9 protein-coding genes are annotated in these 12,784 nt (G+C 56.5%); 7 read left to right on the forward strand and 2 right to left on the reverse strand.

The window, feature by feature from the left end:
- Positions 1 to 50 precede the first annotated feature (50 nt).
- From ACVWYU_RS24280 to ACVWYU_RS24295, 4 genes are all read left to right on the forward strand, one after another.
- On the forward strand, positions 51 to 1,553 hold the full coding sequence (locus tag ACVWYU_RS24280) for an amino acid adenylation domain-containing protein (RefSeq protein WP_457373851.1): 1,503 nt from the start codon (positions 51 to 53) through the stop codon (positions 1,551 to 1,553).
- Entirely contained in the window at positions 1,550 to 3,154 is a 1,605-nt protein-coding gene (locus ACVWYU_RS24285; protein WP_457373852.1) for a condensation domain-containing protein, read from the forward strand. The genes ACVWYU_RS24280 and ACVWYU_RS24285 overlap by 4 nt, the downstream gene beginning before the upstream one ends.
- 55 nt (positions 3,155 to 3,209) lie before the next feature.
- Positions 3,210 to 5,756: a hypothetical protein gene (locus ACVWYU_RS24290; protein WP_457373853.1), complete on the forward strand. Its 2,547-nt coding sequence runs from the start codon at positions 3,210 to 3,212 to the stop codon at positions 5,754 to 5,756.
- Positions 5,757 to 5,962: 206 nt separating this feature from the next.
- Positions 5,963 to 6,880, forward strand: coding sequence for a LysR family transcriptional regulator (locus ACVWYU_RS24295; protein WP_247254346.1), 918 nt, complete (start codon positions 5,963 to 5,965; stop codon positions 6,878 to 6,880).
- A gap of 3 nt (positions 6,881 to 6,883) precedes the next feature.
- Here ACVWYU_RS24295 and ACVWYU_RS24300 read toward each other — a convergent pair whose 3' ends face one another.
- Both ACVWYU_RS24300 and ACVWYU_RS24305 read right to left on the reverse strand, forming a co-directional pair.
- A complete protein-coding gene (locus ACVWYU_RS24300; RefSeq protein WP_457373854.1) occupies positions 6,884 to 8,437 on the reverse strand; it encodes a sensor domain-containing diguanylate cyclase in 1,554 nt (517 codons plus the stop codon).
- Between the two features lie 38 nt (positions 8,438 to 8,475).
- A complete protein-coding gene (locus ACVWYU_RS24305; protein ID WP_247254344.1) occupies positions 8,476 to 9,000 on the reverse strand; it encodes a DUF3087 domain-containing protein in 525 nt (174 codons plus the stop codon).
- A gap of 215 nt (positions 9,001 to 9,215) precedes the next feature.
- Here ACVWYU_RS24305 and ppnN point away from each other — a divergent pair, with 215 nt between their 5' ends.
- The 3 genes from ppnN (at position 9,216) to ACVWYU_RS24320 (ending at position 12,626) form a co-directional block, all read left to right on the forward strand.
- Positions 9,216 to 10,589, forward strand: a complete 1,374-nt coding sequence (gene ppnN, locus ACVWYU_RS24310; protein WP_090319497.1) for a nucleotide 5'-monophosphate nucleosidase PpnN — start codon at positions 9,216 to 9,218, stop codon at positions 10,587 to 10,589.
- 78 nt (positions 10,590 to 10,667) lie between these two features.
- On the forward strand, positions 10,668 to 11,108 hold the full coding sequence (locus tag ACVWYU_RS24315) for an NUDIX hydrolase (RefSeq protein WP_457373855.1): 441 nt from the start codon (positions 10,668 to 10,670) through the stop codon (positions 11,106 to 11,108).
- Positions 11,109 to 11,885: 777 nt separating this feature from the next.
- On the forward strand, positions 11,886 to 12,626 hold the full coding sequence (locus ACVWYU_RS24320) for a response regulator (RefSeq protein WP_090319493.1): 741 nt from the start codon (positions 11,886 to 11,888) through the stop codon (positions 12,624 to 12,626).
- The last annotated feature ends 158 nt before the right edge of the window (positions 12,627 to 12,784 follow it).

A 12,784-nucleotide genomic window follows, 5' to 3' on the forward strand; every position in this document is an offset into this window, starting at 1 on the left:
AGGATAACTGGTGAGTCATTGAACATCTATCTACCGAGGGAAAGCCGGATATGAATCACCGTACTTACGACAGTATTATAGACATGATCTCATACCACGTAAGCGCTTCCCCTGATCGTGTCGCCGTTAAATGTGGGGCACAGCAGTTAACCTATCGACAACTGAATGAACAAGCGGATCGAGTGGCTGCGCACCTGGAACAAAAGGGTGCCGCAAGCCATGGCATTATCGCTGTTGCCATGGAGAGAACAGTCCAACTGGTGGCCGTTTGCCTGGGAATCATGAAGCATGGCAGTGCCTATCTTCCAATAGACATCGAATACCCAAAGGAAAGAATCCAGAGCGTACTGAATAACGCCAGGGTTGAGCATATTTTTTGCGACGCCCCTATATCTTTTCCTCAGCGATTTTCTGAGCGGATCGTAAACCCGCAAGATGTTATCAATGCTAGCTTTCAACGGAAAAGTGCGAATCTGCCTAATAAGGATACACCGGCTTACTGCATTTATACGTCTGGCTCGACAGGTGAATCTAAGGGCGTACTAATAAGCCACGGTGGACTATTGAATCACACCCAATGGTTTATAGATGAATTTGGCGTTACCGAAGCTGACATCATATTGCAACGAACCTCGGTCGCATTTGACGCATCCGTATGGGAGCTGTGGACTGGGCTGGCGGCTGGTGCCTGTACGGTCATGCTCCCTGCCGTTTATGCTAAACATCCGTTTGGCATATTATTAACACTGCAACAAGAGCGCATATCGATTGCGCAATTTGTTCCCACACTGTTACTTGAATTATTGCATTTAAAGCAATTCGAGCATATTCCCTGTCGCTTGATATTTTGCGGCGGTGAGTCATTAACCTGGGCGCTTGTCGATCAGTTCTTTTCGAAGACTCAAAGTCAGCTGGTCAATCTCTATGGGCCTACCGAGACGACTATCGACGCAACTTTTTGGCGCGTGAACCAGGCTGACGGCAAAGATTTGCCTCCACCCATTGGTAACCCCATTCGCGGCATGCAGGTTTATCTGCTGGATGAACAGGGTGGCCCCATCACGGGGGAGCAAGAGGGGGAAATTGCGATCGCTGGACCCGGTGTAGCGATAGGGTATGTAAATACTCCAGGCGATAACGTCCTGCGTTTTTCAACGCTCAACGTTGATGGAAAACCAGTACGCATTTATAAAACCGGCGACATAGGGATTGTTTCCGCCTCGGGAGAGCTCTACTTCCTGGGTCGGCGCGACAGTCAGCACAAGGTCAATGGGCACAGGGTCGAGCTATTGGCCATTGAGCAAATCGTCCAACAAACACCAGGAGTGCATTACGCCACTGTCTATCTCGACACCCTGGCTAGCGGAGAAAAACAGATTTGTACGTGTTACGTAGCGCAGGCCAACGTTGATACTCACCTGCTTGAGCAAAGGATCAAACAGACAGTTTCAACCCAACTCCCCGCCTACATCACCCCAGCCAACTGTATTCGCTTGCCAATCTACCTCTTTTGCCTAACGGCAAGGTCAATCACAACGCGCTGCGTGATATGAATGCAAAGCCCAGTCTCATCACACCGTCAGACACTGGCGACGCTTCGACATTTGATCGATTACAAGCTATCTGGAAAGAAATCCTCAGCCACCAGGCGATCTCGGCCGACAGCCATTTTTTTGAATGCGGCGCGACTTCCCTGTCAGTGATGATGCTGCTTGGCAGAATTGCCAACCTGTTCAATGTTGACCTGACGCCAAAAGATATTTTCGACCATCCGATACTGGCTCAGCAGACGGACTTGCTCAACGGCAGCGCACGCCAAGATAGTGAAAACAGCCTATTGCTGGACGCCCATGCCTGGCGCCAGCGAGAAGGTGAAGATACGCCCGGACTGGCTCAACGCGAGATTCTTGAAAAGCCTCCCGAAACCCCAGCCTATCTGGAAAATGTGGTGATGGCTTTTTACATTCGCGGCGAATGTTCAATGGCCAGGGTTCGCGAAGCCTTCGGCGCCGTACTTGAACAGCAACCGGCGTTACGTTGCAGTTTCGAATTCAACGCTCACGATCAGTGGCGTCGTTCACAACACGCCCTCGATGAGTTCCCGTTGCCTTTTCACCCGATAAACCTGCCGCTTCAAAGCGACATCAGCCGAACCGTGGCCGATCTGATCGTTGAAGAATCATTGACCGCTTTTGACCTAAGACATGCACCGTTGATACGGGCAACCTACCTTGAATGCCAAGGGACGGATGACGTGCTGATCATCACCGCCCATCACATTGCATTTGATGGCTGGTCAGGTGCGGTACTAATGGACCAGCTTTGCGCGCACTATCAGTCATTACTCGCCACCGGCGTGCCTGACAAAGCCAAATACTGCCTGCAATACGCAGATTATACCGATGCCCAACATCAACGTTTGGCTGAAAACCTGCTGGATAAACATAGCGATTTTTGGCGAGAGACACTGAAACAATTACCCGAACCCTTTCCACTGCGCGGCGCTATTGAACGGCCTCAGCAATTTACCTATCGCTGTGCCGTTCTACCGCTCAATCTGGATGCGCAATACCCCGCAATCGCGCGATTGTGTAGCAGAACGGGCTTCAGTCTTTATACCGTTATCCTCACTGCGTTCTTGGTTTCTCTCGCCAGAAACACAGGCACGATCGACCTCTACGTACGCTCTCCGGTAGCCAACCGGACCGACGCGGCCTTGGAGCCGGTGGTGGGGTATTTTGTACACCCTATGGTAATTCGACCCCGGCTTTCTGAATGGTCTCCTTCTCTGTTGCTGCTGGAGCAGGTCAACCATTGCGTGTTGGATGCCTATGGCCACGCCATGCTGCCGCCGCATATTTTTGAAGCCAACTGTTCGCCCCGCGCTGTCGCTTACGGCTCCCGATTTCCCTATTGGTATAACCACCATAACTATCCCTCACGGCAGCGCCAATTAGGCACATCACAGCTCCACGGTATCGGGGTTCCATCCAGCGGGATCAAGACCGATGTTTCACTTAACACACTACGTACCGAAAGCGGATTGATAGGTAGCCTTTCCTACTACCGTGACGCCATTCCTGAAGATTGTGTGCAAACCCTGTTGGCCAGCTTCAAGCAGGCATTGGACGAGTTGCTTGCCATCGAAAAGTAATAGCCAGTAGTGGTGCAGCGTTAAGGCACACTCTTTACAGGAGGCGATCATAGTGATGGGTCAACTCACTGAAACAACTGAAAACAGTGATACATCGTTACTTCTGCATTTAGATGAACTGCCTGTGCTTGAAGAGAAGACAGTGAAATTCAGCGGCCGCTGCGAGGCTGTCCGACAACTGGGGGGGCTCACGTTCCTCCGAGTGGCCAGCCAATATTTTTCGTTGCAGGTTATTGTTCTGGATTCGACGCTCAGAAACGCCACGGCCGAGATTCGCCAAGGGGACATCGTCTCGGTGAGCGGCCTGTTAAGATCAAGGCCGGATGCCCATGAGCGTCCAGCCAACCAGCGAATAGATCCGAATAAATACGAAGTCGTTCTCCAGCAATTTTCCATCATTCTTCAATCGCAAAAAATTGATCTCTTGACGGAAAAGGATGCAAAAAATCGGCAATCCCTCAGGCATCGCCACCATCAGGCCAGCCAGCTCATATCGTTGATCAGACTTCACCTTGAGCAACACGGCTTTGTCCAGCTTCAGGCGCCGTCGTCGACAGACTTCCATGAGCAGCAACGAATACGTGAGTTAACGGCACTGAGCGGTAACAGCTTTTTCAGCTCTCCCCTGTTCAGTGCTTACACGACCGAACAGTTGATGTTTGGCACGCAGCGTTTTTATTTTTTTGTCGAGGGAACAGGTGCCCTGCCCGACTTGCTGCATATCGTGATTGCTCATCATGAACCTGTTCTCCACGCGAACGAGAACTTACTGACCACCATCACTGGACATATTATCGAACTGCTCGCGCCTGATATTTCTTGGGAACTGGATGAGGCAACCGCACGCGGGCAAGACTTGATCCTTCATACCCAACCGTCACCTCGAATCTCCAGCAGTTACAACGGGTCCCCCCCACTTCAGCCCCTTGCCAGCGCGAAAAATGGTAACCGGATTGCGATACGTCGGCGCCTGCAAGGCGCGGGAGAAACGTCGGGCAGTATCGCTACTGCCATGAGTTTAACCCTGGGCCCACTCAAAGAAGCGCTGGAAGCAACCACCCCCGCTAAACACTTCAAGCCCCCCGCGCACGAAGTTCTGGCAGACATGGACACGGATAACGGTACAGCCTACGAAGCCTACTCAAAACTGGAATCTGAACATCAGGCGCTGTTGGTCGAACAATCCTTGCGGGCGTTCAACCCCTATCAAGACCTTGCTGCGGCCCAATGCTCATCCCGGGCAGCGCTACGCTACATGGAACCTGCCCTGCATCACTACGGAATTGATCCGGCCATGGCGCATCGATTTCTCTCACTCCAGGCCCAGCTCCACGGAGACTTGAGCAACGCCGTTTGCCCCATTGCGCTGTTCCAGCTGCTGTGGACAGTGCTGGGCAATCCTTCGGCCAAACTGTTATTTCAGAGCAACACTAGCCGAGACCGCCTGCTTTCCACGTTTGTCAATCAACGGATCCTGACCGATATTCGCCAACTCGTGTTTATCCATCCCTCCGCGATCGACGCCCTGGAGTCGTTACTGGAGCGCATACATGACAAAGATACGCTAGGGCGGCTTCGCACACTGTTGCGCAACGTGATCGCCAAAACGCCAACCGAGCTTGCCACGTTGCTGACCACCCTGGCCGCGATGGAACCCACCAGCGCAAACGCTGCAATTGCAGAAACAAAAATGCTCGAAAATGCCGTGAAGCACGGTCTTACCACCCCTTACTGGATGTCTATCTGTTTAGGTTGCAAAGACCTGGCGCCTTTCATCAACTCGCTACGCAGCAGCAATCTGCAATCCAGTCAGCGGATACTTGGCAATAATCCTGTTTTTTCACCAATATCAGAAAACAGCCTAAATATGCTTGATGGCGTAACTCTCGGTAACCACGAGAGCTTGCCGCTCGCCGAGACTATTTACACGCTATTCAGACCGGTCACCGCGGGCATTAGCGAGTTGAAAAGCACACTATCTGAATTGCAAGATTATTGTGTGCATATAGAGCGCGCACGATTAAATAATTTCAGTTTGAATTTTATTCCGCACCTGCACTGCTATCGCTACATTATCTGCCAACGGCGACAAATCCATGACCAGATCCGAATTTACCTATCTAAAAATGCAGCGTCATTCTTTGCAAAATCGACGAGTGGAATTTGCACCGACATTAATCGGGAACTTTTCAAACGAACCGATCACTTCCATTTAAATATATTCAGCGAGCGTTTAGGAAAAGTAATAGGTAATGTACAGTTGTACACCTTAAGCATTCACTACGAAAATGCGCTGCTTATTCGCGGCATAAATCCAATAAAAAGCTATTCAACTGTTCACTTGGCGGATGAGCTATTGGATTGTGTCATTGCCTGCGCAAAGGATCTTGCGACCGAAAATGATTTTTCGCTGGTTTGCGTTGCAGAACAAAATGGCCTTTGGAACTCTAACTCCAATCGCCCAGAGATACGTGCCGCGCTGGCAAAACGGGTTGCGCATCAGGACCCTATTGTCTTGGAAGATCCCTTTCTTCTTTATAAACACTACACTACGGATATATATATTTCCTCCGTCTATCAGTTATGGCGTAGTCCACGTTAAACCACCCGGCGTACTTGTCAGCACTACGGGCTCCGGCGACAGCACCGAGTTTAACCAGGAAGGCACCGGTAACCAGGCAACCGGATTGCAGCAATAATCGCGTAGTGGCCCTTGTGGGGATGGTCGCGATCTTTATTGCCGCACACGGAACTCAGGAAACGCATATTCTTCTATAGATACCGTATTACCCCTCAAGGACTTTGCACATGCTGTCGACCGAAGACATGGCATTACTCGAAGCCATCCGCGAAACCGGCAGTCTGTCGCGGGCCGCCGCTCATCTGGGCAAGGCGCCGTCCACGGTGTCATACGCCGCCCGGCAACTGGAAGAACGCTTCGACGCGCTGCTGTTCGATCGCCGTCGTTATCGCCTGCAACTCACCCCCGCCGGCGAGTTGCTGGTGAACGAAGCGGCGCGGCTGATGCAGGACGTCTCGCGACTGACCCAACGGGTGCAGCAAGTGGCCAACGGCTGGGAGAGCCGCTTGTGGATCGTCACCGATGAACTGCTGGAATTCGAGACATTGATGCCGGTGATCCATGAGTTCGATGCCCTGGGCTCCGGCGTCCCGCTGCGCATCACCCAGGAAGTGCTGCGCGGGGTTTGGGAAGCCCTGCGTGAAGGCCGCGCGGACCTGATCATCGGCGCCACCAACGAACCGCCGGCGATCCCGTCCTTGCGCTGGATGCAGTTGGGCGAAATGGAGTGGGTGTTCGCCGTGTCGCCAAAACATCCGCTGGCCAAGGCCAGGGAGCCGGTATCACGCGCCCAGGTGGCGCAACACCGGGCGATTGTCGTCGCCGACTCGTCGCGCGCGACCGAGGGCAGTACTTACGGCGTTTCCAGCGGCCAGAGCGTGCTGGCGCTTCCGACCATGCGCGCGAAAATCCTCGCGCAGTGCGACGGTTTGGGCGTGGGTTGGTTGCCCAGGCACCGGGTCGGCTCGCTACTCAAGAGCGGCGCCCTGATTGAGAAACAGATGGCCGATCCGCGTGAGCCCAACATCCTGTATGCCGGATGGCGCGGCGATCACGACGGTCGAGCGCTGGGCTGGTGGCTGGAAAAACTCAAGCAGTCGTACCTGGCCAACCGATTGGTGCAAGGCAGCGACCGCTTTGTCTGAGCGTCAGTTGGCAATCACGCTCATGTTGCGCCCGCTGGCCTTGGCCACGTACAGCGCCTTGTCGGCGGCACCGATCAAGTCGTCCGTCTGCGCTTGCGATGCCGGGCCGTGGCCGCAGACACCCACGCTCACGGTCACCCTGCCCTCGGGGCTTTCACTGTGCTGGAGGCCGGCCGCCAGCACAGCGTGGCGGATTTTTTCCGCCACCAGGAACGCCCCTACGTAATCGGTGCCGGGCAACACCACGGCAAACTCTTCGCCACCGAACCGGGCCGCCAGATCCTTGGGGCGCTTGATGTGATCGGTGATGATGGCGGCGATTTTGCGCAGACACTCATCGCCGGCCAGATGGCCATATTGATCGTTGAAGGCCTTGAAATGGTCGACATCGATCATCAGCAGCGCCAGGTCCGTGACGTTGCGCCGCGCACGTCCCATTTCCGAATGAATGAACAGATCGAACTGGCGGCGGTTGGCCAGCCCGGTCAACGCGTCCTCGAGCGCCAGTAGTTCAAGGTTGCGATTGAGCTCCAGAAGTTTTTCCTGGGTGCCAAGCAGCTCGGTCTGGACCCGATCCTGCTGCTTCATCAGCTTGATCAGGCGAAAGCCGAGCACGCCGAGAAAGCCCAGCAGCACCGCGACGATCCCGGCACTGAGCATCGACTGCTTGCGCCAGCTGGCCAGCACTTCCTGCTTGTCGAGGGCGACGAAGACGATCAGCGGATAACCCTCGACCCGACGATAGCCCACCACCCGTTCGACGCCATCCATGAGGGACCTGATCGTCGCCGTGCCGGAACTCGCGGCGGGCAGCAGCTGGGTGAACAGCGGGCTCTTTGACAGGTTCGCGCCGATGTCGGCCTCATTGAACGGTCGACGCACGATGATGCTGGCATCGTCGGCGATCAGGTTGATGACCCCGTTATCGCCCATGTCGATGCTGTCGTAGAGTTGCAGGAAGTGGTTCAGGTAGAGAGTGGCCAGTGCCACACCGGCAAAACTGCCATCCGGGTGATTGACCCGGCGCGACACCGTCATGATCCATTCGCCGCTGGAACGGCTTTTGATCGACGGACCGATGTGCGGCCCCCGGTCGGGATGATCGCGGTGGTAGATGAAATACTCACGGTCGGAGTTATTGGCACCGCCCAGTTCGGCACCGTTGGAATTGGCGATCCAGCGCCCGTTTTCGTCATACACGAACAGGCCGTGGATCTGGCTCAGTTCACTACGCTCGGCGCTGAGCAAGCGTTGCAGGCGATCCAGTTGCCCAGGCGCGATGCCCTCGTTTTCCAGGCGATCGACCAACGCAAACAGCAGCGTATCGGCCTGCTTGATCGACGACTGCGCTTGCGAGGCCAGGGTCTGCGCAAGGTTGGACATCGCCACTTCCTTGTCGTGCAAGTGGTACTGACGCGAGTTCCACGTCTCCCAGATCACGATCACCATCATCGACAGGCACACCGCAAGCATCAGCGTGACAGCCGAGCGCACCTTGAGCCTGGCGACGCCGGGCCGGTTTTTTTCGATGTGGTCGTGAATGGACGGATGTCCCATGCCCTCGCTCCTTGAATGTTGGTGGGCTGCGCCAGCGCCTACCGCGCCTGCTTCACGGCTTCGATCCAGAGCGGATCCAGCCGCGTCTGCCCGGTATCGATGCCCAGCGCTGCCATCCGCGCCTCGTGTTGTTCCATTTCCCGGTTCAATTGCCCATGATCGCTGGAGTTGCCGTCCAGTTGGTGCATCTGGCTCAACCCAAGATGATAGAAGCGCAACAGCTTCATCGCCGTCGGATCGCCCGCCTCCACTGCCGTCGTGACATGGTGCATGACGTTGGTGATGCTCATCAGGCTGCGTTTGAGCTGCCAGCTGTAGACCGCCGGCGCCATCCATTGCCGGGTCCAGAACACCTGGCGCATCAGCGCCGCCATCACCAGCACGGCAGCAAACACGCCGCCAATGTTGAATCGAAGATTGTCCCCGCCAGGCTCACCGAACACCGCCACCGCCAGGGTCGACAGTGCCATGGCCAGCGCCAGGAAAATCAGAGCGATGATCACCGTACTGCGCCGCGTTTGTTGCCGATAGGTTTCGGCGTTCATCGGCTGGATTTCGAACATTACGTCGGGTTTCCTTCAGTCGCGGGTAAAAAGATTGCGGGCATTATCGCCTCTGCGCGGGATTTAGCTATGCTGGAGCTCCTTTTCATCTTTTCATCGTCAAACGGGGGACGTGGCGAGAGCGTGCAATTAGTGCCATCTTCTTTCATGGATACACACTATTCGGATGTCATTCGTTGTTTCTGTGGGGATGACATCGTTTTAAGGATCATTGAATGACCCAACGACAAGTAATCAACGCCTCGGTCAGCCCGAAAGGCAGCCTGGAAACCCTGTCCCAACGGGAAGTCCAGCAACTGAGCGAAGCCGGATCCGGCAGCACCTACAACATCTTCCGCCAATGCGCCCTGGCCATCCTCAACACCGGCGCCCACGTCGACAACGCCAAGACCATTCTCGAAGCCTACAAGGACTTCGAAATCCGCATTCACCAACAAGACCGCGGCGTACGCCTGGAATTGCTGAACGCCCCGGCCGACGCCTTCGTCGATGGCGAAATGATCGCCAGCACCCGGGAAATGCTGTTCAGCGCCCTGCGCGACATCGTCTACACCGAAAATGAACTCGACAGCCAACGCATCGACCTGAGCACCTCCCAGGGCATCAGCGACTACGTCTTCCACCTGCTGCGCAACGCCCGCACCCTGCGCCCCGGCGTCGAGCCGAAAATCGTGGTGTGCTGGGGTGGTCACTCGATCAACACCGAAGAATACAAGTACACCAAGAAAGTCGGCCACGAACTGGGCCTGCGCAACCTCGACGTCTGCACCGGTTGCGGCCCCGGCGTGATGAAGGGCCCGATGAAAGGCGCCACCATCGCCCACGCCAAGCAGCGTATCCATGCCGGTCGTTACCTGGGCTTGACCGAACCGGGCATCATCGCCGCCGAAGCACCGAACCCGATCGTCAACGAACTGGTGATCCTGCCGGACATCGAGAAACGCCTGGAAGCCTTTGTCCGCGTCGGCCACGGCATCATCATCTTCCCGGGCGGCGCCGGCACCGCCGAAGAGTTCCTGTACCTGCTCGGCATCCTGATGCATCCGGACAACAAGGGCCTGCCCTTCCCGGTCATCCTCACCGGCCCGAAACACGCCGCGCCGTACCTGGAACAGCTGGACGCGTTCGTCGGCGCCACCCTGGGCGATGGCGCCAAACAGCACTACGAAATCATCATCGACGACCCGGCCGAAGTCGCGCGGCAGATGACCCAGGGCCTCAAAGCGGTCAAGCAGTTCCGCCGCGAGCGCAATGACGCGTTCCACTTCAACTGGCTGTTGAAAATCGACGAAGGCTTCCAGCGTCCGTTCGACCCGACCCACGAAAACATGGCCAACCTGAAACTGAGCCGCGACCTGCCGCCCCACGAACTGGCCGCCAACCTGCGCCGCGCGTTCTCCGGCATCGTCGCCGGCAACGTCAAGGACAAGGGCATCCGCCTGATCGAAGAACACGGACCGTACCAGATCCGTGGCGATGCGGCCGTCATGCAACCGCTGGATCAACTGCTCAAGGCATTCGTCGCCCAGCACCGGATGAAACTGCCCGGCGGCGCGGCCTACGTGCCGTGCTATCAGGTCGTTGCGTAATCAAGCCGATGTAGATCAGTAACATTGCGAGCCGAAGCCATAGCTTCGGCTTGTTGTTTCCAAGGATAGGTAATCAACATGCGCCAACGTAATGCCGCGAGGCTGCTGGTCATCAACCCCGACCGTCAGGTTTTGTTGTTTCGTTTCCAGCACAAGGACGACGCCCTCGCTGGCCGCAACTACTGGGCAACACCCGGTGGCGGGTTGGAGGACGGTGAAACCTTCGAAGCCGCGGCGATTCGGGAATTGTTTGAAGAAACCGGTATGCATGTAGACGCGATTGGCGCCAGTGCTGGGCAGGACCGCTTTTCGATGATGTTGCCCAGCGGTGAGACGGTGTTGGCGGTGGAGCAGTACTTTGTCGTGCACGCTGAGCGCGAGCCACTGACGCGCGATGGCTGGACGGCGGAAGAGAAGCGCGTGATGGCTGAACACAAATGGTGGTCGATCGCCGAGTTGGAACAAACGACGGAGACGGTGTGGCCGCAGGGTTTGATCGAAATGTTGAGGAAGGCTTGAGGTATGGGTTGACTGGCAGATTGGCTCCGCTGCGATGCGGCGACCCGACAAGCAAGCTCCTACTGGGTCGCGGGGCTCATTCGGGTTGTTTGGCACCACACAAATCTGAGCCGGCTTGCTGGCGAAGGTGGTGTGTCAGGTGCCATTCATGTTGAATGGGCTGTCCTCTTCGCTGGCTTGTCGGGCCGCCGCATCGCAGCGAAAGCGGTGTGTCAGGTGCCATCCATGTCGAATGACCTGTCCTCTTCGCTGGCTTGTCGGGCCGCCGCATCGCAGCGAAAGCGGTGTGTCAGATGCCATCCATGTCGAATGACCTGTCCTCTTCGCTGGCAAGCCAGCTCCCACAGAAAAGCACGACGGCGTACACCCGCTCTTCACCACTCATCAGGCCGAGCGTTAGCTCGCCTGCAGCTCTTGATCTTGATCCACCCGCCCCTTCGGGAGGCTGAGTGGAGGTGTGCATCCGGGGAGTGGCGCGCAGCGCCGTTCGACGCAGTCGAACACGCTGCATGTAGGTCGTCGCGAAGCAGACCGGAGGGCAGTGTCCCCGGATGGATACCGCAGCGAAGGAACGCCGAGCCTTAGCGAGGGGCCGGACGCTCGGGGCGAGCCTTTTTGGGTACTTTTTGCTGGGCCGGCACTCCGGCGTTTGAAAAAAGTGCCTCGCCGTAAGGGCGAAACCCTAAGCCGCCGTTACCGCAGCAACGGATATGTACTCAGTCAAAAAAACGCAGGTCGGCTAAAAGGCCACCAAGGACCAAAAAGAGGACCCAAGCAATGGACCACGTCAACCATATCCTGATCGTCGACGACGACCGGGAAATCCGCGAACTGGTCGGCAACTACCTGAAGAAAAACGGCCTGCGCACCACCGTGGTCGCCGACGGCCGGCACATGCGCAGCTTCCTGGAAGCCAATCAGGTGGACCTGATCGTACTGGACATCATGCTCCCCGGCGACGACGGCCTGGTCCTGTGCCGTGAATTGCGCTCGGGCAAGCACAAGGCCACGCCGATCCTGATGCTCACCGCGCGCGACGACGAAACCGACCGCATCCTTGGCCTGGAAATGGGCGCTGACGACTACTTGACCAAACCCTTCGCCGCCCGCGAATTGCTGGCGCGGATCAACGCCGTGCTACGCCGCACCCGGATGTTGCCGCCCAACCTGCTGATCACCGAAAGCGGCCGCATGCTCGGCTTCGGTCGTTGGCGCCTGGACACCACGGCCCGTCATCTGCTCGATGAAGACGGCACCCTGGTGGCCCTCAGCGGCGCGGAATATCGCCTGCTGCGAGTGTTCCTCGATCACCCGCAACGGGTGCTGAGCCGCGACCAGTTGCTCAACCTGACCCAGGGCCGCGACGCCGACCTGTTCGACCGCTCCATCGACTTGCTGGTGAGTCGCCTGCGCCAACGCTTGAAGGATGACTCGCGAGAATCGACCTACATCAAAACCGTGCGCAGCGAAGGCTATGTATTCTCCTACCCGGTGGAAATGCTCGACGCCCAGGATTGAAGGTATTTTCCGGGTGCCCCACCCATCCTGATGTCTGACGCAAAAGCCCCGCGGATTGTCCGTGTAATGCTGTTCATTTAAGAGATAGAGCGAGCAATCAGTAACCTGTGGCGAGGGAGCTCGCTCCCGCTGGGGCGCGCAGCGGCCCAAAAAATGGG

This window comes from Pseudomonas sp. TE12234 (assembly GCF_054061835.1).